At 62.1% G+C, this 22,595-nt stretch carries 20 protein-coding genes; 15 read left to right on the plus strand and 5 right to left on the minus strand.

Features of this window, described 5'->3' with window-relative positions; translation table 11 throughout:
* The first annotated feature begins 226 nt into the window (after positions 1–226).
* The 6 genes from oxc to fdhF all read left to right on the plus strand — a co-directional run bounded on the left by oxc (position 227) and on the right by fdhF (position 9,900).
* On the plus strand, positions 227–1,957 hold the full coding sequence (oxc, locus tag AC1DS5_RS22125; RefSeq protein WP_477720402.1) for an oxalyl-CoA decarboxylase: 1,731 nt from the start codon (positions 227–229) through the stop codon (positions 1,955–1,957).
* 34 nt (positions 1,958–1,991) lie between these two features.
* Entirely contained in the window at positions 1,992–3,263 is a 1,272-nt protein-coding gene (frc, locus tag AC1DS5_RS22130) for a formyl-CoA transferase (protein WP_477720403.1), read from the plus strand.
* Between the two features lie 98 nt (positions 3,264–3,361).
* On the plus strand, positions 3,362–3,820 hold the full coding sequence (locus tag AC1DS5_RS22135) for a PAS domain-containing protein (protein WP_477720404.1): 459 nt from the start codon (positions 3,362–3,364) through the stop codon (positions 3,818–3,820).
* A 93-nt stretch (positions 3,821–3,913) separates the two neighbouring features.
* Positions 3,914–5,161: a formyl-CoA transferase gene (frc, locus tag AC1DS5_RS22140; RefSeq protein WP_477720405.1), complete on the plus strand. Its 1,248-nt coding sequence runs from the start codon at positions 3,914–3,916 to the stop codon at positions 5,159–5,161.
* A gap of 84 nt (positions 5,162–5,245) precedes the next feature.
* The gene (locus AC1DS5_RS22145) at positions 5,246–6,943 is read left to right on the plus strand and encodes an NAD(P)H-dependent oxidoreductase subunit E (RefSeq protein ID WP_477720406.1); all 1,698 of its coding nucleotides are present in this window, start codon (positions 5,246–5,248) and stop codon (positions 6,941–6,943) included.
* A gap of 119 nt (positions 6,944–7,062) precedes the next feature.
* Positions 7,063–9,900, plus strand: coding sequence for a formate dehydrogenase subunit alpha (gene fdhF / locus AC1DS5_RS22150; RefSeq protein ID WP_477720407.1), 2,838 nt, complete (start codon positions 7,063–7,065; stop codon positions 9,898–9,900).
* Positions 9,901–9,915: 15 nt separating this feature from the next.
* Here the strand turns inward: fdhF and AC1DS5_RS22155 are convergent, their stop codons facing one another.
* Genes AC1DS5_RS22155 through AC1DS5_RS22165 form a run of 3 tightly spaced genes read right to left on the minus strand, consistent with a single transcriptional unit; the run spans position 9,916 to position 11,743 of the window.
* Entirely contained in the window at positions 9,916–10,260 is a 345-nt protein-coding gene (locus AC1DS5_RS22155; RefSeq protein WP_477720408.1) for an antibiotic biosynthesis monooxygenase family protein, read from the minus strand.
* A 12-nt stretch (positions 10,261–10,272) separates the two neighbouring features.
* Entirely contained in the window at positions 10,273–11,442 is a 1,170-nt protein-coding gene (locus tag AC1DS5_RS22160; RefSeq protein ID WP_477720409.1) for a cytochrome P450, read from the minus strand.
* Positions 11,435–11,743, minus strand: a complete 309-nt coding sequence (locus AC1DS5_RS22165) for a hypothetical protein (RefSeq protein ID WP_477720410.1) — start codon at positions 11,741–11,743, stop codon at positions 11,435–11,437. The genes AC1DS5_RS22160 and AC1DS5_RS22165 overlap by 8 nt, the downstream gene beginning before the upstream one ends.
* A 3-nt stretch (positions 11,744–11,746) precedes the next feature.
* Between AC1DS5_RS22165 and AC1DS5_RS22170 the strand changes: the two genes are divergently transcribed.
* Entirely contained in the window at positions 11,747–12,445 is a 699-nt protein-coding gene (locus AC1DS5_RS22170; RefSeq protein WP_477720411.1) for an ArsR/SmtB family transcription factor, read from the plus strand.
* A 131-nt stretch (positions 12,446–12,576) separates the two neighbouring features.
* Here AC1DS5_RS22170 and AC1DS5_RS22175 read toward each other — a convergent pair whose 3' ends face one another.
* On the minus strand, positions 12,577–13,068 hold the full coding sequence (locus tag AC1DS5_RS22175; RefSeq protein ID WP_477720412.1) for an Lrp/AsnC family transcriptional regulator: 492 nt from the start codon (positions 13,066–13,068) through the stop codon (positions 12,577–12,579).
* Between the two features lie 84 nt (positions 13,069–13,152).
* Here AC1DS5_RS22175 and yedA point away from each other — a divergent pair, with 84 nt between their 5' ends.
* Both yedA and AC1DS5_RS22185 read left to right on the plus strand, forming a co-directional pair.
* Complete coding sequence (gene yedA, locus AC1DS5_RS22180) at positions 13,153–14,085, plus strand: drug/metabolite exporter YedA (RefSeq protein WP_477720413.1); 933 nt, start codon at positions 13,153–13,155, stop codon at positions 14,083–14,085.
* A gap of 108 nt (positions 14,086–14,193) precedes the next feature.
* Positions 14,194–14,652, plus strand: a complete 459-nt coding sequence (locus AC1DS5_RS22185; RefSeq protein WP_011483725.1) for an SWIB/MDM2 domain-containing protein — start codon at positions 14,194–14,196, stop codon at positions 14,650–14,652.
* 162 nt (positions 14,653–14,814) lie between these two features.
* Here AC1DS5_RS22185 and AC1DS5_RS22190 read toward each other — a convergent pair whose 3' ends face one another.
* Positions 14,815–15,024, minus strand: a complete 210-nt coding sequence (locus tag AC1DS5_RS22190) for a hypothetical protein (RefSeq protein WP_477720414.1) — start codon at positions 15,022–15,024, stop codon at positions 14,815–14,817.
* A 50-nt stretch (positions 15,025–15,074) separates the two neighbouring features.
* Here AC1DS5_RS22190 and AC1DS5_RS22195 point away from each other — a divergent pair, with 50 nt between their 5' ends.
* The 6 genes from AC1DS5_RS22195 (at position 15,075) to AC1DS5_RS22220 (ending at position 22,579) form a co-directional block, all read left to right on the plus strand.
* A complete protein-coding gene (locus tag AC1DS5_RS22195; protein WP_477720415.1) occupies positions 15,075–16,085 on the plus strand; it encodes an ABC transporter permease subunit in 1,011 nt (336 codons plus the stop codon).
* Positions 16,082–16,996, plus strand: coding sequence for an ABC transporter permease subunit (locus AC1DS5_RS22200; protein WP_477720416.1), 915 nt, complete (start codon positions 16,082–16,084; stop codon positions 16,994–16,996). The genes AC1DS5_RS22195 and AC1DS5_RS22200 overlap by 4 nt, the downstream gene beginning before the upstream one ends.
* Before the next feature lie 133 nt (positions 16,997–17,129).
* Positions 17,130–18,149: an ABC transporter ATP-binding protein gene (locus AC1DS5_RS22205; RefSeq protein ID WP_477720417.1), complete on the plus strand. Its 1,020-nt coding sequence runs from the start codon at positions 17,130–17,132 to the stop codon at positions 18,147–18,149.
* Positions 18,146–19,165, plus strand: a complete 1,020-nt coding sequence (locus AC1DS5_RS22210) for a peptide ABC transporter ATP-binding protein (protein WP_477720418.1) — start codon at positions 18,146–18,148, stop codon at positions 19,163–19,165. The genes AC1DS5_RS22205 and AC1DS5_RS22210 overlap by 4 nt, the downstream gene beginning before the upstream one ends.
* 132 nt (positions 19,166–19,297) lie before the next feature.
* Positions 19,298–20,935: an ABC transporter substrate-binding protein gene (locus AC1DS5_RS22215; RefSeq protein ID WP_477720419.1), complete on the plus strand. Its 1,638-nt coding sequence runs from the start codon at positions 19,298–19,300 to the stop codon at positions 20,933–20,935.
* 264 nt (positions 20,936–21,199) lie between these two features.
* On the plus strand, positions 21,200–22,579 hold the full coding sequence (locus AC1DS5_RS22220; RefSeq protein ID WP_477720420.1) for a bifunctional DedA family/phosphatase PAP2 family protein: 1,380 nt from the start codon (positions 21,200–21,202) through the stop codon (positions 22,577–22,579).
* Positions 22,580–22,595 lie beyond the last annotated feature (16 nt).

Raw genomic sequence — 22,595 nt, forward strand, 5'->3', positions numbered from 1 at the left:
TTCGCCCGCTTCAAATACAGCGAAAGTTGACCGTGGTCAATGGTGAAAACTGGATCAATTCCTATGATACCTCGACGGTGTGAATGACCCGCCTGGGCAGACGAGCGAGGCGGGAAATCCACCTACGGAGGCGTTGGCTTGAGTCAACGGTTTTTTTCTGGCGCCAACCGATATTGCCAGCCGCTAGCTCAACCTTTATCGAAGTCAAACGAAGAGACATTTCATCATGACAAACGACACTCAATCACCAGAACTGACCGACGGGTTTCATCTTGTAATCGATGCCCTGAAACTCAACGGGATCGACACAATCTTCGGTCTGCCCGGTATTCCCATCACCGATCTGACGCGTATGGCGCAAGCCGAAGGCATGCGGGTCATTTCATTTCGTCACGAGCAGAACGCCGGCAATGCCGCCGCCATCGCCGGCTTTCTGACGCAGAAGCCAGGCATCTGCCTGACGGTTTCCGCCCCCGGCTTCCTGAATGGCCTGACCGCGCTGGCCAACGCGACGACGAATTGCTTCCCGATGATCCTGATCAGCGGCTCCAGCGAGCGCGAAATCGTCGACCTGCAGCAGGGCGACTATGAAGAGATGGATCAGCTGGCCATCGCCAAGCCCCTGTGCAAGGCGGCTTTCCGCGTGCTGAACGCCGAAGACATTGGCGTGGGCATCGCGCGCGCTATCCGCTCCGCCGTCTCTGGCCGGCCAGGCGGCGTCTATCTGGACCTGCCCGCCAAGCTGTTCGCGCAGACCATGGACGCGCAAGCCGGCAAGGACTCCCTGATCAAGGTCGTCGATCCGGCCCCGCGCCAGATTCCAGCGCCCGACGCCGTCCAGCGTGCGCTGGACCTGCTCAAGGGCGCCAAACGCCCTCTCATCCTGCTGGGCAAGGGCGCAGCCTATGCCCAGGCCGATGCCGAGGTCCGTGCCTTGGTCGAGAAGACTGGCATCCCCTACCTGCCGATGTCCATGGCCAAGGGCCTCCTGCCTGACACGCATGAGCAGTCCGCCGCGGCCGCGCGTTCCTATGTGCTGCCCGAAGCTGACGTGGTGCTGCTGATCGGCGCGCGCCTAAACTGGCTGCTCTCGCACGGCAAGGGCAAGACCTGGGGCGGCAAGGACCACAAGGACTGGGGCCGCCAGAAATTCATCCAGATCGATATCTCCCCCACCGAGGCCGACAGCAACGTGGCCATCGACGCCCCGCTCGTCGGCGACATCGGCTCCTGCGTCTCGGCCCTGCTGGCCGGCATTGGTTCAGGCTGGGCCAAGCCGCCGGCCGATTGGCTGGGTGCCATCGCCGAGCGCAAGAGCAAGAACATCGCCAAGATGGCCGAGACCCTGAACAAGAACCCGTCGCCAATGAATTTCCACAGCGCCCTGGCTGTGGTCCGCGACGTCTTCAAGGCCAACCCGGAGACCATCATGGTGAACGAAGGCGCCAACGCGCTGGACTTCACGCGCAGCATCGTGGACATGTACCAGCCGCGCAAGCGCCTGGACGTCGGCACCTGGGGCATCATGGGCATCGGCATGGGCTTTGCCGTGGCCGCAGCCGTGGTCACCAAAAAGCCGGTCGTCGCCATCGAGGGCGACAGCGCCTTCGGCTTCAGCGGCATGGAAGTCGAGACCATCTGCCGTTACAACCTGCCGGTGTGCGTGGTCATCATGAACAACAACGGCGTGTACCGCGGCACCGACGTCAACTCGTCCGGCACCCCCGACGTGGCCCCCACCGTGTTCGTCAAGAACGCGCGCTACGACAAGCTGATGGAAGCCTTCGGTGGTGTCGGCGTGAACGCCACCACCCCGGCCGAACTGCGCCGCGCCATGGACGAAGCGATCAAGTCCGGCAGGCCAACCCTGATCAATGCCGTCATCGATGAGACCGCCGGCACCGAGAGTGGCCGCATCACCAGCCTGAACCCGCAAAGCGCTGCGAAAAAGAAGTAAATTACCCCGAGCAATTCACAAGGAGATATGGAAAATGTCAAACAAACCGCTTAACGGCATCAAGATCATCGACTTCACCCATGTGCAGGCCGGCCCGGCTTGCACGCAGATGCTGGCCTGGTTCGGCGCCGACGTCATCAAGGTCGAGCGCCCCGGTTCGGGCGACGTCACGCGCAGCCAGTTGCGCGACATCCCCGATGCCGACGCGCTGTACTTCACCATGCTCAACAGCAACAAGCGCGGTCTGACGCTGGACACCAAGAAGCCCGAAGGCAAGGAGGTGCTCGAGCGGCTGATCAAGGAATCCGACGTCATGGTCGAAAACTTTGGCCCCGGCGCGCTGGACCGCATGGGCTTCACCTGGGAGTACATCCAGAAGCTCAACCCCAAGATGATCCTGGCCTCGGTCAAGGGCTTCAGCGAAGGCCACCACTACGAAGACCTCAAGGTCTACGAGAACGTGGCCCAATGCGCCGGCGGCGCCGCCTCCACCACCGGCTGGTGGAAGGGCGAGAACTCCGAGCCCACGATTTCCGCTGCTGCCCTGGGTGACACCAACACCGGCATGCACCTGGCCATCGGCATCCTGACGGCCATCATCGGCCGCCAGCAGACCGGCAAGGGCCAGAAGGTGGCCGTGGCCATGCAGGACGCCGTGCTGAACCTGTGCCGCGTCAAGATGCGCGACCAGCAGCGCCTGGAGAAGGTGGGCTACCTCGAGGAATACCCGCAGTACCCGCACGAGATGGAAGCTTTCGCCGACAAGGTGACGCCGCGCGGCGGCAATGCCGGCGGCGGCGGCCAGCCGGGCTGGATCCTGAAGTGCAAGGGCTGGGAAACCGACCCCAACGCCTACATCTACTTCACGGTCCAGGGCCACGCCTGGGAGCCGATCTGCGACGCACTGGGCAAACCCGAGTGGAAGACCGATCCGGCCTACAACACGCCCAAGGGTCGCCAGCCGCACATCATGGACATCTTCGCCACCATCGAAGACTTCATCAAGGACAAGACCAAGTTCGAAGCGGTCGACATCTTCCGCAAGTTCGACATCCCTTGCGCCCCGGTGCTGTCCATGAAAGAACTGCTGCGCGACGAGTCGCTGCGCAAGAGCGGCTCCATCGTCGAAGTGCCGCACAAGGTGCGCGGCAGCTACTACACGATCGGCAGCCCGATCAAGTTCTCGGACCTCAAACCCGAAGTCACGGCCTCGCCCCTGTTGGGCGAGCACACCGACGAGGTGTTGGCTGAACTGGGCTACAGCAAGGACCAGATCGCAACAATGCACGCCAACAAGGCGGTCTAAAACGGGCATCTGAACAGCGACCCTTCAATGTGGAACGGCGCCCGACCCAGGCGCCGTCTTTACTTCAGAGACCTTTTTTCAGCACAAGGAGTAGGCCCATGCAATCCGGAATTGATATGAAACAACTCGTGGAGGCAATAGGCGATGCGATCGTGGCCTCCGACGCCGGTGGCACCATCGTGCTGTGGAACCCTGCCGCCGAGCGCATGTTCGGCTTCACCGAAAGCGAGGCCCTGGGCCAGTCGCTGGACCTGATCATTCCGCAGCGCCAGCAACAGCGTCACTGGGATGGCTACCACAAAACCATGGCAACGGGGCAAACCCGGTATGGCAATGACGTGCTGCGGGTACCTGCCATGCACAAGGATGGGCACGCAATCTCCATTGCGTTTACCGTTGCCCTGCTTCACTCTGCGGACGGCAAGGTGTCGGCCATTGTTGCGGCCATCCGCGATGAAACCAGCCGCTTCGCCGAGGAGCGCAACCTGCGCAAACGCCTCACGGAACTTGAAATCCAGCACGGCACAGGTGTCAAAGGCACGTCGCTGGCGCAGTGATTAACATAGGGGGATAACCGGCCGCTTGGGCGTCCGGCACCATGGCTCAAACCGTGTACCAGTAACCGATTCAACTTCCCAGCAGGATTTTTCATGAGCAAAGCGTTAGACGGCGTTCGCATTCTTGATTTCACCCACGTCCAGTCGGGCCCCACCTGTACCCAGTTGCTGGCCTGGTTCGGTGCCGACGTGATCAAGGTGGAGCGCGCCGGCGAAGGCGACGCGACGCGCGGGCAGCTGCGTGACATCCCCGGAGTGGACAGCCTGTATTTCACCATGCTGAACCACAACAAGCGCTCGATTACCCTGGATACCAAGAGTGCCAAGGGCCGGGAAGTCCTGGACAGGCTCATCAAGCAGTGCGACGTGATGGTTGAAAACTTCGCCCCCGGTGCGCTGGACCGCATGGGCATCACCTGGGAGCATATCCAGTCGATCAACCCGCGGATGATCGTGGCGTCGGTCAAGGGCTTCGGCCCCGGCCGGTACGAAGACCTCAAGGTCTATGAAAACGTGGCGCAATGCGCGGGCGGAGCCGCCTCCACCACCGGTTTCGACGACGGCCCGCCGATCGTCACGGGCGCGCAGATCGGCGACAGCGGCACCGGCCTGCACCTGGCCCTGGGCATAGTCGCGGCACTGTACCAGCGCAACACGACAGGCCGCGGCCAGAAGGTGCTCGCGCCGATGCAGGACGCGGTGCTGAACCTGTGCCGCGTCAAGCTGCGCGACCAGCAGCGCCTGGAGCGAACACACACCTTGCACGAATACCCGCAATACCCGGACGGCAAGTTCCACGACGCCGTGCCGCGCGCGGGCAACGCATCGGGCGGCGGCCAGCCCGGCTCCGTCCTCAAGTGCAAGGGCTGGGAAACCGACCCCAACGCCTACATTTACTTCATCACGCAGGCGGCCGTGTGGCCCGCCGTGTGCAAGGTGATTGGCGAGGAAGGCTGGATCACCGACGAGGCATTCGAAACGCCCGCGGCGCGTCTGCTGCACCTGAAGCCGATTTTTGCTCGCATCGAGCAATGGACCATGACCAAGACCAAGTTCGAGGCCATGGAGATTCTCAACAAGTACGACATCCCCTGCGGACCGATTCTGTCGATGAAGGAGATCGCCGAGGAGCCTGCCCTGCGCGAAACCGGCACCATCGTCGAAGTTGACCATCCCACGCGCGGCAAATACCTGACCGTGGGCAACCCGATCAAGATGTCGGACAGCCCCACCGAGGTGACACGCTCTCCCCTGCTGGGCGAGCACACCGACGAGGTTCTGGCGCAATTGGGTTATGGCGCAGGGTATATCGCGGAATTGCGCGCAGAACGGGTGATCTGAACCACGCGCAAAGTACCGGCGAGCCCGCGGCGCGGGCGTCCCGCGAGTCGATTCCAAACAAAATGCAAATGTAAGCGAGCCCCCATGAACCATCCCATCATCCCTATTGCCGTCGTGCAAGCGGTTTCCAAGGAGCGAAAACGCCAGGCACCCAAGGGACGCCGCGTGGACCCGAGCGCGCTGGCCGACGTGCAACGCCTGCTGGGCTCCGAGTCGCGTCAGGCCGACCTGCTCATCGAACACCTGCACAAGATCCAGGATCACTTTGGCCACCTGTCGGCAGCCCACCTGGCGGCGCTGGCGCAGGAGATGCGCCTGGCGCAAACCGAGGTGTATGAGGTCGCGACTTTCTACCATCATTTCGACGTGGTCAAGGAAGGTGAAGCCGCGCCGGCGCCGCTCACCGTGCGCGTATGCGATGGCCTGTCCTGCGAGATGGCGGGCGCACGCGATTTACTGGCCCGGCTGCCTGCCCTGCTGGGCCGCGAGGTACGCGTGATCGCGGCGCCTTGCATAGGCCGCTGCGAGCAGGCGCCTGCCGCGGTGGTTGGGCAAAACCCGGTACCGAACGCCACCGCTGAAGCTGTCGTGGCCACCGTGGCAGCGGGGGCTGCGCAGCACGCCCCCGAAGACTTTGTCGACTTTTCCAGCTACCGGGCCGCCGGCGGTTATGCGCTGCTCGGGCAATGCGTCTCGGGAGACCGCGACGTCGAATCAGTCCTCAAAACCATGGAAGATTCTGGCCTGCGCGGCCTGGGTGGCGCCGGTTTTCCGGCCGGCCGCAAGTGGCGCATTGTTCGCGCCGAAGCCGGCCCGCGCCTGATGGCGGTCAACATCGACGAGGGCGAACCGGGCACCTTCAAGGACCGTGTCTATCTCGAACGCGACCCGCACCGCTTCCTTGAAGGCATGCTGATCGCCGCCTGGGCCGTGGGCATCGAGAAGATCTATATCTACCTGCGCGACGAATACCATGGCTGCCGCGCCATGCTCGAAACCGAGCTGGACAAGCTCAGGCTCGCCCCTCCCATGGCCGGCATGCCGCAAATCGAGTTGCGCCGCGGCGCCGGCGCCTACATCTGCGGCGAAGAGTCGGCCATGATCGAATCGATCGAAGGCAAGCGCGGCATGCCGCGGCTGCGCCCGCCCTATGTGGCGCAAGTAGGCCTGTTCGGCCGGCCGACGCTGGAACACAACTTCGAGACCCTGTTCTGGGTACGCGAGATCCTGGAAAAAGGCGGCGCCTGGTTCACCTCGCACGGCCGCAACGGGCGCAAGGGCCTGCGCTCGTTCTCGGTCTCGGGTCGCGTGAAGAGCCCGGGGGTCAAACTGGCGCCCGCGGGTATCACCATCCAGGAATTGATCGACGAACACTGCGGCGGAATGCAGGACGGGCACACCTTCTACGCCTACCTGCCGGGCGGCGCATCGGGTGGCATTCTGCCGGCCACCATGAACAACATCCCGCTGGATTTCGACACGCTGCAGCCCTATGGCTGCTTCATCGGATCGGCCGCCGTGATCGTGCTGTCCGACCAGGACACCGCCACCAATGCGGCGCGCAACATGATGCGATTCTTCCACCACGAGTCTTGCGGCCAGTGCACGCCCTGCCGCGTCGGCACGGCCAAGGCCGCGCATCTGATGGAAAAGCCCAAATGGGATCTGGCACTGCTGGCAGACCTGTCGCTGGTCATGCGCGATGCATCGATCTGCGGCTTGGGCCAAGCGGCACCCAACCCGATGGACTGCGTTATCAAATATTTCCCGCACGAACTATGAGCCCCCACGCTTGTCGCTTCGCGTACTGCGCTGCCCCCCGAGGGGGCTGGCCTTGCTTGGGGCGGCCCGGCGCTGCGGCCTGAGCAGCTTTGCTGAACCTGCTGAATTTAAGGACCACGATGAACGCGATTACCAGACATGAACTAGCCCAGCTTGACGTGCCGCTCGTGAGCTTCAGCCTCAACGGCCGTGAAGTGACCGGACGGGCCACCGAAACCCTGCTGCAGGTGGCAAAACGCGAAGGCGTGGAGATCCCCCACCTTTGCTACAAGGAAGGCATGGAGGCGGTAGGCAACTGCCGCTCCTGCATGGTCGAAATCAACGGTGAACGGGTGCTGGCGCCCTCCTGCTGCCGCGCGCCGACGGCCGGCATGAAAGTCGTCACCGACAGCGAGCGCGCCGTGGCATCGCAGAAGATGGTGCTTGAGCTGCTGCTGTCCGACATGCCCGAGAAGGAATACACCCGCAACAACGAGGTGGACCAGTGGGCCAGCAAAATCGGCGTCGGCAAGCCGCGCTTCGAGGCACGCCAGCAGGTGCGCCAGGACCTGACACACCCGGCCATCGCCGTCAACCTCGACGCCTGCATCCAGTGCACGCGTTGCCTGCGCGCCTGCCGCGACGAACAGGTCAACGACGTGATCGGACTGGCATTCCGGGGCGACCAGGCCAAAATCGTTTTCGACATGGATGACTCCATGGGAAGCTCAACCTGCGTTGCCTGTGGCGAATGCGTGCAAGCCTGTCCCACCGGTGCGCTGATGCCGGCCCGCGATGCTGCGCTCGCGGTACCCGACAAACAGGTGGCTTCTGTCTGCCCCTACTGCGGCGTCGGCTGCCAGCTTACCTACAACGTAAAAGACGACAAGATCCTGTTCGTGGAGGGCCGTGACGGCCCGGCCAACCACAACCGGCTTTGCGTCAAGGGCCGCTACGGCTTTGACTACGCCCACCACCCGCAGCGCCTGACCAAACCGCTGATCCGCCGCGAAGGCATGCCGAAAACCGGCGACTTCACCATGGACCCTGACCGCGTGATGGACGTGTTCCGCGAAGCCAGCTGGGAAGAAGCACTGGAGTTCGCCGGCGGCAAGCTCGCCGCCATTCGTGACCAGTACGGCAAGAAATCCCTGGCCGGCTTCGGCTCCGCCAAGGGCAGCAACGAAGAAGCCTACCTGTTCCAGAAGCTGGTGCGTACCGGTTTCGGCAGCAACAACGTCGACCATTGCACCCGCCTGTGCCACGCCTCTTCGGTCGTTGCATTGCTCGAGGGCATTGGCTCCGGCGCCGTGTCCAACCCCGTGATGGACGTCACCAAGGCCGAAGTGGTGGTCATCATCGGCGCCAACCCGACAGTGAACCACCCGGTGGCCGCGACCTGGATCAAAAACGCCGTGAAGAACGGCACCAAGCTGGTCGTGATGGACCCGCGCCGCTCGGACCTGACGCGCATGGCGCACCGGCACCTGCAATTCAAGCCCGACACCGACGTGCCGATGCTCAACGCGATGATGAATGTCATCGTGACCGAGGGCCTGGTGGACGAGGAGTTCATCGCCAGCCGCACCATCGGCTACGAGGAGCTGCGCAAGAATGTCGAGGGCTATACGCCCGAGCTGATGGCGCCGATCTGCGGTATCGACGCTGACACGCTGCGCTATGTCGCACGGCTCTATGCCAGCTCGAAGGCCTCCATGATCCTGTGGGGCATGGGCGTGTCGCAGCATGTGCACGGCACTGACAACGCGCGCTGCCTGATCGCCCTGTCGCTGATGACCGGCCAGATCGGACGTCCCGGCACCGGCCTGCATCCGCTGCGCGGCCAGAATAACGTGCAGGGCGCCTCGGACGCGGGCCTGATCCCGATGATGTTTCCCGACTACCAGCACGTGTCCGACCCGAAGGTGCGCGCCACCTTCGAAAAGGCCTGGGACGTGCCGGCCGGCACGCTGGACGACAAGCCAGGCCTCACGGTGGTCGAGGTGATGCACGCCATCAAGAAGGGCGGCATCCGCGGCATGTACGTCCAGGGCGAAAACCCGGCGATGTCCGATCCCGACGCCAACCATGCGCGTGAGTCACTGGCGGCGCTGGACCACCTCGTCGTGCAGGACATCTTCCTGACCGAGACGGCCTACCTCGCCGACGTGATCCTGCCTGCGAGCGCCTTCCCCGAGAAGGACGGCAGCTTTACCAACACCGACCGTCTGGTCCAGATGGGCCGCAAGGCCATCAACCCGCCGGGCGACGCGCGCCAGGACCTGTGGATCATCCAGGAGATCGCGAACAAGCTGGGTTGCGGCTGGAACTACAAGCACGTGTCGGAAGTGTTCGACGAGATGCGGCACACCATGCCCAGCATCGGAGGCATCACCTGGGACCGGCTGGATCGCGAGCACGCGGTCACCTACCCCTGTCTGAAGGAAGGCGACCCCGGCCAGTCGGTGGTGTTCGTGGAGGATTTTCCGCGCGACAACGGCCGGGCGCGCTTCGTGCCGGCCGACATCATCCCGGCGGCCGAACGCCCCGACACCGAGTACCCCATGGTGCTGATCACTGGCCGCCAGTTGGAGCACTGGCACACCGGCAGCATGACGCGGCGCGCCACGGTGCTGGATGCGATCGAACCCGATCCGGTGGCCCTTGTCCACCCCCTTGACCTTGCTGACCTAGGCGGCAAACCGGGCGACGTCGTGACCATAGCGTCGCGCCGCGGGGAGGTCGCGCTGTACGCGCGGGCCGACGAAAGCTCGCCGCGCGGTGCGGTCTTCGTGCCCTTCTGCTACTACGAGGCGGCCATCAACAAGCTGACCAATGCCGCGCTGGATCCGTTCGCCAAGATCCCGGAATTCAAGTACTGCGCCATCAAGGTTTCGCTGGGCGGCACGCCGCCCCAGCAGGCCAGCTACGGCGGCGGACTGGCGCTGGAGAATTCCATCGCTTTGAGCGCGGCGTAAACAGTCCCGGCGGCCTCAGCCGTGCGCCTGGCGTGAATCGGCCGGCGCCTCGTCGCGTTCCTTCAGCCCGTAGTCGCGCGTCACCTCGGCAATGCGCAGCCGATAGTCCTTGAACATGGTGCTGCGGCCCGCAGCCTGCGCTGCGCGGTGCGCTTCCAGGTTGCGCCAGGCCGTCAGGCAGGCGTCGTCGCGCCAGAACTGCAGGGACAGCAGCTTGTCGGGCTCGCTCAAGCTCTGGAAGCGTTCGATGGAAATAAAGCCGTCCATCTTCACCAGCTCGCTCTTGAGTTCGGCCGCCCAGTTCAGGTAGCCCTCGCGATGGGCCGGATCAGGCCAGACTTCGAAAATCACGGACACCATATTTGCTTCCTTTCAGGTTTCAAAAACAGGGATGCGGGCGTTGGCGAGTGGCCGAAAACCCATTTGACGCCCAAAATAATCATCAAATCGACCTTCAGCCCTGATCCATCGGACGCAAGCGGCTACTATTTCGATAGCGATTGCGGCGCCGGGGCAGGCATGGGCGCCCGCACCGAAGCCCATGCTGCGGCGTTCGCTACGCTGCGGATCGAAGCAGTCAGACTGCGGGTTAAGCGCTTCATCGCGGTTGGCGCTGGCCAGCACGAGCAGCACGCCCTGCCCTGCCTCGATCGACCGGCCCGCCAGCACCACGGGATCGGCGGCAAAGCGCCGCGTGTTCTGGATAGGCGCTTGATGGCGTTCGACCTCGGCCACGAATTCGCGCATCGCGCCCTGCGAGCGGTCCGCCGCGGCGGCAAGGGCCGGGTTCTGCGCAAGCATCAGTGCCGTATGCCCAATCAACCCTGATGTGGCATCCAGCGATTGCTGCATAAACGCGATGCGGTTCGCGGCCTGCACCGGCGACAAACCCAGCACCCTGCCCTGCGCCATCAGTGCCTCCGCGGCGCTGGCGGCCAGGGACACGGCCAGCGCCGGGGCGCCAGGCGCGATTCCCTGGGTGAATTGCTGCACCCAGCGGCCGGTGTCATCAAGCTTGTCGCCAGGCACGCCCAGCAGGCGCGCCATGGCCTGCACCGGCAGCATAGCCATGAAATCGTTGACGGTCAGACGCGAAAATTTGAGCCCCACGCTACGCTGCCCCCCAAGGGGGCCATGTTTGCCTTGGGGCGGCCCGGCGGCAAACAGATCCAGATCCCGTGCTGCCGCTTCACTGGCCTGCGCCACATCGGCCAGGCTCCAGCGGCGCGCGGCTTGCTCCACCGCGGGCTTGTGGGCAGCGTGAAATTCACCGTCCGTCATGCGTACCAGCTGGGCAAAAACCTCGCCCGCGGCTGTACCCAGCAGGACTTGGGGCACCGGCTCGGCCGGCGGGCGCACACGCAGCGCCGCGTTGTGAAAGGCCTCTTCTATCACGGCATGGCTGCTGGCCACCCAGAGCTTCAGGCCTTCATCAAAATACAGCGGCCGCTGTTCCCGCAACTGCCGGTAGTAGGGGTAAGGGTCGGCATGGGTGACCGCCTCGATCGGGTTGCCGGGTTGTGGAAGAACGCCTTCACTCATGGGCATACACCGGCTCGCTGCACACTTCAGTCTTGACCGGGTTGGCGATAAAACACTCTGCGTGGGCTTCGTGGTGGAGCTGGTCAATCTGCTCACGCATCGGCATGACAATCCACGCAAAACTTGTATTTGACGGCGATAGCTGGCCATAACGGTTGCCAGGAAAATCCTGTCCGCCGCGCTGCCAGAGAATCTCTGCGCTGTACTGGGCCATGGTTGCTCGCTCTGTTTGTTTGACAAGACCTCCAGTGTCGCCAGCCGCCCCCCGCTTGTCGAGCAACAACAGTTTGGTTAGGATCAAATCATGAATGCAGAACCCGACCTTGCCAGGCTGGCATCCACCGTGGGCGATCCGCGCCGCATCCAGATGCTGGCACTGCTGATGGAAGGCCGCGCACTCACCGCAAAGGAACTGGCGCTCGGCGCGAGGATTGAGCCCGCCACAGCCACTTCGCACCTCAAACGGCTGCTTGACGATGGCCTGCTGGTATCCACCGCGCAAGGCCGCCACAAGTATTTTCGCCTTGCTTCAGAGCACGTGGCTCATCTGGTCGAGTCGCTGATGCGCGTTGCGCCGCGCACGACGAAATCCGCGAGCCCTGCAGCTCCTGAGCCGATCCGCCAGGCACGCTACTGTTATGACCATCTCGCCGGCGAACTCGGTACGACCCTGCTGGCCATGATGCGCCGCAAAGGCTGGCTGGTAGCGGACGCCAGCCAGGACCTGCCGAAGGCCCTGGCACTTTTGCCCAAAGGCGATCAGGCCCTCGGCGCGCTGGGCATCAACGTCACCGAGGTGCGCGGCAGGCGCCGGCAGTTTGCCTGCACCTGCCTGGACTGGTCGGAGCGGCAGGACCACCTGGGTGGTGCACTCGGTGCCGCGCTGGCAACGCACTTCACGCAGCAGGGCTGGATAGAGCGTAAAAAACACACACGCGTGGTGAGCATCACCGCCGCAGGCACAGAGCAATTGAAGCGCCTCGGCATCAAGCTGCGGACCTGAGCCGCGACCGCTGCGCGGCGAAGCTCAAGCTTCTTCCAGCGGCGGCGGCAGCACCCGAAGGCTGCCTGAGCTGTCATTTTTATGGGCACCGCAAAGGTCGCAGGTGGCGAACAAAACAGGGGTGGTCCTTGTCATTTCCCCGTGACCTTGTTGATGGTGGGTTTGATGTTTTCCCTGCGGGCTGGCAGCACAATGGCGTTCTCACGAGGGGCGTTGAGCACGATCGCGGTAGAAGTCTCGGTCAGGATGCAGAATTTGGTCACGACGGCATCCAGGTGCGAGACATCAATGACGGCGATTTCCAGCACCCAGCTGTCTTCTCCCGTCACGTTGTAGGCATTGATCACTTCCGGCGTCTGCTCAATCAGCTTGACCACCCGGGCGTACTCAGCCCGTGCCACGCGCATGATGGCGCGAATCCCATAACCCAGCCGCGCCAGGTCGACCTCGGCGCGGTAACCCCTGATCACGCCGCCCAGCTCCAGCTTGCGTACACGTTCCGTGACTGCGGGCTGGCTCAGATGGACGCGTCGCCCCAACTCCGCCATGGTGATGCGGGCATCCCGCTGCAATTCAGTCAGGATGCGGCTGTCGTAGTGATCGTATTCGTCAGTTTCGGTCATCGTGCTTTTCAAGCGTTAAATTTAAAGTAGTCCCGGCTTTTCACCTTTAATTTTGCATGGCTTGGCCGTTATTGGCAATTTACGATGACGTGGATGAGCTCCGCAATCTCCCTCCCTTCCCCGCCCACCCGGGCAGCACCGCTGCTGGTCCCCGCCTTGATCGCCTGCTATGTGGTGTGGGGTTCCACCTACCTGGCGATCCGTTTCGCACTGGTGAGCTTCCCGCCTTTTTTCCAGATGGGCACCCGCTTCCTGGTGGCGGGCATGCTGGTCATGGCCTGGGTGATCATCCGCCGGCAGGCTCTCCCTACCCTGCGCGAATGGCGCAATGCGCTCGCCATAGGCACGCTGATGCTCGGCGGCGGCATGGGGCTCACCGCCAGTGCGGAAGTCCACATTGGCTCCGGCCTGATCGCCACCTTCATTGCGGTGGTTCCCCTGATGGTGTCCGCATGGGGCCTGTTGCTGGGCCAACGCCCCAGCCGGCTGGAACTGGTGGGCATGGCCGTGGGGGTGGCTGGCGTGCTGCTGCTGGTGAGAGGCGCCAGCTTTTCCGCGGCGCCCGTGGGCCTGGCCTGCATCGCAGGCGCAACCCTGCTGTGGTCGCTGGGCTCCGTGTTGTCCACCGAACGACTGCCTCTGGCCAACGGCCCCGCGGGTTTCGCGAGTGAAATGTTGTGTGGCGGCGCGGTGTTAATGGCGATCTCTCTTGCACTGGGTGAGCAGCACGAGGTCGCCAGCAACTGGCCTTTCCAGCCCGCAGCCATGATGGCCTGGCTGTACCTCGTGGTGTTCGGCTCGCTAATAGCGTTCAGCGCCTACCTCTACCTGCTGGCCAATTCCTCCCCTGCAGTGGCCACCAGCTATGCCTTTGTGAACCCGTTGATCGCGATTTTTCTGGGTGCGTTTTTTGCCGGCGAGCAAGTCACCCGTGGCGAGTGGGTGGCTTGCGGTGTGATTCTCACAGGCGTTTTTTTGATTTTCAGAGGTAAATCTGCAACAGGCGGGCGCAAATAAAGTGCTTTTTCGCTATGAAACTGCGTTTTTCTCCAGTAGCATCCGCATTGCCGCAAGGAAGTAGTTATCCCTGCGGTGATTTATCAACTTCTAGAAGGAAAATCAATCATGGCAACTGCAAAAAAAGCACCGGCTAAAAAAGCGCCTGCTAAAAAGGCTGCTCCGGCAAAGAAAGTAGCTGCGAAGAAAGCAGCTCCTGCCAAGAAGGTCGCCGCAAAAAAAGCAGCGCCCGCCAAAAAGGTAGCTGCGAAGAAAGCAGCGCCTGCCAAGAAGGTTGCGGCCAAAAAGCCAGCAGCGAAAAAAGCGCCCGCCAAAAAGCGTACGCCCAATGCAGCGTTCATGAAAGCGCTGACCTTGAGCCCCGCCCTGGCTGCCGTGGTGGGCGACAAGCCTCTGCCACGCACCGAAATTGTCAGCAAGCTGTGGGTTTACATCAAATCCAAGGGCCTGCAGGACAAGGTCAACAAGCGCATGATCAATGCCGACGAAAAGCTCAAGGCCGTATTTGGCAAACCGCAAGTGTCGATGTTCGAGATGGCTGGCCTCATTGGCAAGCACGTCAAGTAATCGGCTTTGCCGACACCCCAAAGGCCGGTTTCCACCGGCCTTTTTTTATGCTCCGACGCACTGCCTGCCGAAAGCAGCGCCTCGAAACGCGCCGACGGATCCGTCGCTGCTCACTGGCGTCTCGTGGCACGCTTCCTGCGTAACCCCGTGGCCTCGCGATCATCAAAAGCTTCGCGAGGCAATACGGGTTACTCGGTAGCAGATTGCCGGCAACCCTGCCAAAAATAAACGGGTTTGTTGATAAGATAAAAATTTGCCTGCGACGCTACCGGCTACCGGCGCGCGAAGGTACAAAACCATCATTTCATGCACATGCATCCAATAAAAACCAGCGTGGCAAAGATTTTCGTGATCCCGATTTGCCGCTTCCACGATGAATTTTCTGCAGCCCGCGTGAGTGCCTGCCAGGGTCGCCCACAATAATGCTCCGCTTTATTTTTACCCGGTTCAGCCTGATCATCCCCACTTTTTTGGGCATGACACTGCTGGCCTTTTTTCTGATCCGCCTGGTGCCGGGCGACCCCATCGAAACCCTCGCTGGGGAGCGTGGCATTGATCCGGTGCGGCATGCACAGCTGCTCAAGGAATACGGCCTGGACCGGCCGATTCTGGTGCAGTACGGCATCTACATCGGCCGCGTGCTCAATGGCGATCTCGGCAAATCCCTCATCACGCAGGAACCCGTGCTGCGTGAATTCCTGACGCTTTTCCCCGCCACCATCGAACTGGCTCTCTGCGCGATTGTGTTCGCCCTGGTGATCGGCATTCCTGCCGGCATTCTGGCCGCGGTCAAGCGCAACTCGATACTGGACCACGGGGTCATGGGCGTCTCCCTGACCGGTTACTCCATGCCGATTTTCTGGTGGGGCCTGCTGCTGATCCTGCTTTTTTCGGTGCAGCTCGGCTGGACCCCTGTCTCGGGCCGTATGGCGGTGCAGTACTTCATTGAACCCACGACCGGCTTCCTGCTCATCGACTCGCTACTGTCGGAGGACAAAGGCGCATTCTGGTCGGCTGCATCGCACCTGATTTTGCCGATGATTGTGCTGGGGACCAACCCGCTGGCGGTGATCGCACGCATGACGCGCTCGGCCATGCTGGAAGTGCTGGGTGAAGACTACATCCGGACCGCACGCGCCAAGGGTCTTTCCAACCTGCGCGTCGTCGCCCTGCATGCCCTGCGCAATGCCTTGATCCCGGTGGTGACCGTGATCGGCCTGCAGGTCGGCGTCCTGTTCACGGGGGCCATCCTCACCGAGACCATCTTTTCCTGGCCCGGCGTCGGCAAATGGCTGATCGAAGCCATCAGCCGCCGCGACTACCCGGTCCTGCAAGGCGGCATCCTGCTGCTGGGCGCGATCGTGATGGCGGTCAACCTGCTGGTGGACATCACCTACGGCATCATCAACCCACGCATCAGGTATCAGCGATGAGCACGGCCACCTTGAAAACAGCAACCGTTGCGCCGGGTACACCACCGGCACCGCCGCATCCGCTGCGCGAGTTCTGGAGCTACTTCAGCTCCAACCGCGGCGCCGTCATGGGCCTGATCATTGTGGTCGGTGTTCTGCTGGTCGCACTTTTCGCGCCCTGGCTGGCGCCGCACCCACCCAACATCACCAACAATGCGGTGTTTCTCAAACCCCCTGCCTGGCAGACGGGCGGATCGTGGACCTACCCCCTGGGCACCGACGCGATCGGCCGCGACATCCTGTCGCGCCTGATGCACGGCGCCCGCCTGTCCCTGGTTATCGGGCTGGCCGTGGTTACGCTGTCGGTGGTGGTCGGGACCGTGCTGGGCCTGCTGTCGGGATTTTTCCGCGGCATCTTCGAGATCGCGGTCATGCGCCTGATGGACATCATCCTGACCCTGCCCAGCCTGCTGCTGGCCATCGTCATCGTGGCCATCCTGGGCCCCGGCCTGATGAATGCGATGCTGGCCGTCGCCATCGTGGTGCTGCCGCATTACGTGCGCATTACCCGCGCGGCGGTGATTGCCGAAACCTCCCGTGACTACGTTACCGCCGCGCGCATGAGCGGTGCCAGCCGCGCCCGCCTGATGTTCAGCGAAATCCTTCCGAACTGCACGGCGCCCCTGATCGTGCAAGCCTCGCTGGGGGTGTCCACCGCCATCCTGGATGCGGCGGCGCTGGGCTTTCTGGGTCTTGGCGCCCAGCCGCCCTCCCCGGAATGGGGCACCATGCTGGCTGACGCCCGCGAATTCGTGCTGCGTGCCTGGTGGGTGGTGACTTTCCCCGGCCTCGCGATTTTGATCACTGTGCTGGCCTTCAACCTGCTCGGAGACGGACTGCGCGATGCGTTCGATCCAAAACTTAAACGATGAACAAGATCCACCCACCCCTCATGAGCCTCTTCGCAAGTAACAGCGCGGAACCGGCTTCGCCGGGCCGCAGCTGTTGCCCCCGGAGGGGGGATCCGGCTACACGAAGTGAGCCGAGAAGGGGGAGTTACTAAACATGGCCCTGCTTGAAATAGAAAACCTGTCCGTCGAGTTTCCCTCGCAAAACGGCATCATGTACGCCGTTGACGGCGTCAGCCTGTCGCTCGAAGAAGGCGAAGTGCTGGGTATCGTCGGTGAATCCGGCTCCGGAAAAAGCGTCACCATGATGGCGCTGATGGGGCTCGTGGCCTATCCGGGACGGGTTCGCGCCGACAAACTCCGCTTTGCCGGCCATGACCTGCTATCCCTGTCGGCCAGCGAGCGCAGCAAGCTCACCGGCAAAGACGTGGCCATGATTTTTCAGGAGCCCACGACCAGCCTGAACCCCTGCTTCACCGTCGGCTTTCAAATCACCGAAACCCTGCGCCTGCATTTGGGCATGGACCGCAAGGCCGCCACGCGCAAGGCCATAGAACTGCTCGAGCAGGTTGGTATCAATTCGCCCGAAAGCCGCTTGAAAGCCTATCCGCACCAGCTGTCGGGCGGCATGAATCAGCGCGTGATGATCGCCATGGCCATTGCCTGCAATCCGCGCCTGCTGATTGCCGACGAACCCACCACAGCCCTGGATGTGACCATCCAGGCGCAAATCCTGGACCTGCTGCGCAGCCTGCAAAAGGAGCGCGGCATGGCCCTGGTGCTCATTACCCACAACATGGGCGTGGTATCCGAAATGGCGCAACGTGTAGCCGTCATGTATGCCGGCCAGATCATGGAAGAGCAAAGCTCGCACGCGCTTTTCAACACCCCCCAGCACCCCTATACCGAAGCGCTGCTGTCAGCCCTGCCGGAGCGCAGCGATGGCAGCACCCGCCTGGCGACCATCCCCGGCATGGTGCCCGGCCTTTACGATCGGCCAGCCGGCTGCCTGTTTGCGCCGCGTTGCGCCTACGCCACCGAGCATTCGCGCACCGAGCGCCCGTTGCTGCGCGCCTGGAAAGACGGCAAGGTGCGCTGCCACTATCCGCTGGGTGACCCCGACCGTGAAGCGGCCATACTGCGCGACACCCCTGTGCTGGTGGAGGAGGCACCATGAGCGCGCTGCAAGATGCCCCGGCGCTGTCAGCGCTGGCAGCGCAGCCCGTGGTGGAAGCCCGGGATCTCAAGCGCGTTTATGAAATACGGCGCGGCTTCATGCGCGCCCCCGATCACCTGCAGGCCGTCGGCGGCGTCTCCTTTGCAGTCCATGCCGGCAAGACACTGGCCGTCGTGGGGGAATCGGGCTGCGGCAAGTCCACGCTGGCGCGCATGGTTTCCCTCATTGAAACCCCTACCAGCGGCCAGCTGCGCATCAAGGGCGTAGATGCGGTCACCGCACGTCACGAAGAGCGCCAGGGCCTTCGCAAGGCTGTGCAGCTGGTGTTCCAGAACCCTTACGGCTCGCTCAATCCGCGCAAGAAGGTCGGCGCCATTCTGGAAGCACCGCTCGAAATCAATACCGACCTGTCTCCCGCCGACCGTGCCGCGCGCGCGCGCGCCATGCTCGCCAAGGTGGGCCTGCGCCCCGAGCACTATGACCGATATCCCCACATGTTTTCGGGGGGGCAGCGCCAGCGCATCGCCATCGCACGCGCCCTGATGCTCAACCCCACCCTGGTGGTGGCCGACGAACCGGTGTCGGCGCTGGACGTGTCAATTCAGGCCCAGGTGCTGAACCTGCTGGCCGACCTGCAGCAGTCGATGGGGCTGGCCTACCTGTTCATCTCGCATGACCTGGGCGTGGTGCGCCACATTGCCCACGATGTACTGGTGATGTACCTCGGCCATGCGGTCGAGCAAGGCGAAAAAAACGCGCTGTTCGCGCAGCCACTGCATCCTTACACCCAGGCCTTGCTGGCATCCACACCAGGCCTGGCTGGCAGCACTGGGGTCAGGCACCGCATTGTGCTCAAGGGCGAATTGCCCTCACCGCTCAATCCGCCCACGGGCTGCGTGTTTTCCACCCGTTGCCCCCATGTGACCGATCGATGCCGTGCCGAAAGGCCGGTTCTGCGCGAAGTGGCAGGCCGGCAGGTGGCTTGCCACTATGCAGAAAATTTCATTACCGCGTGATATGGTGCAGTACAAACCATGTATTGCCCCATGCCACGTTTTTCAAAGACCGGGGAGCGCAGAACACAATTCGCGCAAACTGGCCGCCAGCCCGCTGCATCGCAGCATTAACCCCCAAAGGGAGTCCATCAAATGATTCAGACCAAACCAAGTGCAAGCCGGCTACGCCCGGTCCAGCGCGCATTGCTGTGCGCGGTCGCCCTGCCAGCATTGCTGGCGCTCACGCCAGTCTCCGCCAAGACGCTGGTGTTCTGCTCTGAAGGCAGTCCTGAAAACTTCTACCCCGGTATCAACACCACGGGTACCTCGTTTGATGCCAACGAACCGATCTACAACCGCATCGTGGAGTTCGAGCGTGGTGGCACCAAGGTCATTCCCGGTCTGGCCGAGAAATGGGACATTTCCGCCGACGGCAAGGAGTACACCTTCTACCTGCGCAAAGGTGTGAAATGGCATAACACCAACAAGGGTTTCAAACCCACGCGCGACTTCAATGCCGACGACGTGCTGTTCATGTTCGAGCGCCAGTGGAAGGAAGACAACGCCTTCTTCAAGGTTACCAGCCCTAACCACTCCTACTTCAGCGACATGGGCATGCCCAAGCTGCTGAAATCGGTGCAAAAAGTCAACGACTACACCGTCAAGGTCACGCTTGACAAACCTGAAGCGCCATTCCTGTCCAACCTGGCCATGCCTTATGCAGCGGTGCAGTCCAAGGAATATGCCGACGCCATGCTCAAGGCCGGCACGCCTGAAAAAATTGACCAGGACCCTATTGGTACCGGCCCCTTTTACCTGGTGCAGTACCAGAAAGACGCGATCATTCGCTACAAGGCGTTCCCCGCACACTGGGCCGGCAAAGCGAAAATTGACGACCTGGTTTACGCCATCACCCCGGACGCGTCGGTACGATGGGCGAAGCTGCAAAAGGGCGAGTGCCATGTCATGCCCTACCCCGCTCCGGCTGACCTCGAGGCCATCCGCAAGGACCCGAATATCCAGGTCATCGAGCAGCCCGGTTTGAACGTGGGCTATATGGCTTACAACACCACGAAAAAACCGTTCGATGACGTGCGCGTTCGCAAGGCCATCAACATGTCCATCAACAAGAAAGCCATTGTTGACGGCGTGTACCTGGGCACCGGCATTCCCGCGAAAAACCCGATCCCACCGTCGATGGCTGCCTACAACGACAGTATCAAGGACGATGCGTACAACCCTGAAGCCGCCAAAAAACTCCTGGCAGAAGCAGGCTACCCGAACGGTTTCACCACCGATTTGTGGGCCATGCCGGTACAGCGCCCCTACAACCCCAACGCCAAACGCATTGCCGAGCTGATGCAGGCGGATCTGGTCAAAGTGGGCGTCACGGCCGAGATCAAGAGCTTTGAGTGGGGCGAGTACCGCAAGCGCCTGCAGGCGGGCGAGCACCAGATGGGCATGCTGGGCTGGACCGGCGACAACGGCGATCCGGACAACTTCATGTACACCCTGCTCGGTTGCGCTTCGGCCCAGTCCGCCAGTGGTTCCAACATCGCCAAGTTCTGCTACCAGCCTTATGAAGATCTGGTCCTGAAAGCCAAGACTGTCACCAACCCGGCTGAGCGCACCAAGCTCTACCAGCAGGCGCAGGTCATCTTTAAAGAGCAGGCTCCCTGGTTCACCATTGCCCATGCGGTGCAGCTCAAGCCGGTACGCAAGAGCGTGATCGACTTCAAGAACAGCCCGTTTGGTCGCCACAACTTCTACGGCGTCGACATCAAGGAATAGGCCGTAGCGGGATGGGAAACGCCGGGGTTCTCCCGGGCGTCCTCCAAAACGCTGAAGCGTAAGATGCCCTCCTGGGATCCGGGAGGGTTTTTTTTTGCCAGGTCAACGCTCCACTCCAGCGTGCTCTTGCCGCTCTTCCACCGCTTGCAAGAGGACAGGATTTACGCCAAGCCTTGCAAGGGGCCACAATGCACCGACCTGGGGTAGGCCCGTCGCCAAAGGGCTTCTGTGAAGGTCATGCCCAAACCATAGGCGAGATGATCCATGCTGGAGTATTTGGTCAACCTGATCGGACGCCTGGGGCAATGGGGCTACCTGGTTGTCTTCCTTGGAGCGATGCTTGAATCAGCAGCTTTTTTGGGATTGCTCATTCCAGGAGAGAGTCTTGTGTTGGTTGCAGGCTTCTTTGCGGCACAAGGCTTGCTCGATGTCGATGTGCTGATCATCACCGTCGCGATGGGGGCGGCGCTGGGCGACAGCATTGGCTACGAATTGGGGCGCCGGATGGGGCGTCCGGCATTGGTTCGCTATGGCAGTCACTTCGGACTGACTGAGGCGCGCGTCGGTAAAGCGGATGCTTTTTTTACACGGCACGGTAGCAAGGCAGTGTTCCTCGGGCGATTCGTTGGCTTTGCCCGCGCCCTGGTGCCCTTCCTTGCCGGCTCGTCCCGAATGACCTACCGGAAGTTCCTGTCCTATAACGCTGGCGGTGCGGTACTGTGGGCCTCTGGTGTGGTGTTGCTGGGGTACTTTTTGGGCGCCAGCTGGCAGACGGCTGAGCGATGGATCGGACGCGCCAGCGCCATCCTTGGCGGCATCGTGGTGTTCGTGTTGTTGCTTGTCTGGCTGTGGCGCTGGACGGTGCGGCATGAGACCGCAATCAAACAAGCCTGGACTGGTTTTCTTCAGCGCCCACGCGTTAAGGCATTGCGCCACCGCTTTGCGCCACAAATTGCGTTTGTACAGGCCAGGTTGTCGCCCCAAAGCTATCTTGGGTTGCAGCTGACCATAGGGGCAACAGTTCTGATCGGCGCAAGCTGGTTATTTGGCGGGATTACAGAAGACGTGATAACCGGCGACCCGCTGACTCTCGTCGATTTGCAAGTGGCGCAATGGTTTCATGCCCATTCCACAGAACGGTTGACCCGGGCAATGCTGGCGGTGACTCATCTACACGACCCAATTTCCATCGCGCTGGCTGTAGCGTTGATCGCAGCCTGTCTGGCCTGGAAGCGGAACTGGTACTGGCTGATCTGCGTGAGCATGGCAGTCCCGTTCGGAATGCTGCTAAATGTTTTCATGAAGTATGCAATTCACCGGGCGCGCCCCAGCTTCGACAACCCGCTGGTGGTGCTGACGACTTACAGCTTTCCCAGCGGTCATGTCGCTGGAGCGACCTTGTTTTATGGCGTCATAGCGGCAATGCTGATAACGAAAATCAACGCCTGGCGCTGGCGTGTCATGGTGGTACTCGTTGCGATCACGCTGGTGGCACTGGTAGCGCTGACGCGTGTGTATCTCGGTGTTCATTACCTCAGTGATGTGCTGGCAGCGTTTGCGGAAGGAATTGCCTGGTTGACGCTATGCCTTACCGGAATGCACACCTATTGGGAGCACCGTTTTTCCGGACAAGGCAAGAAATAGCAAAGACGGTTATAGA

The sequence above is a fragment of the Polaromonas sp. P4_H1 genome (assembly GCF_056400945.1).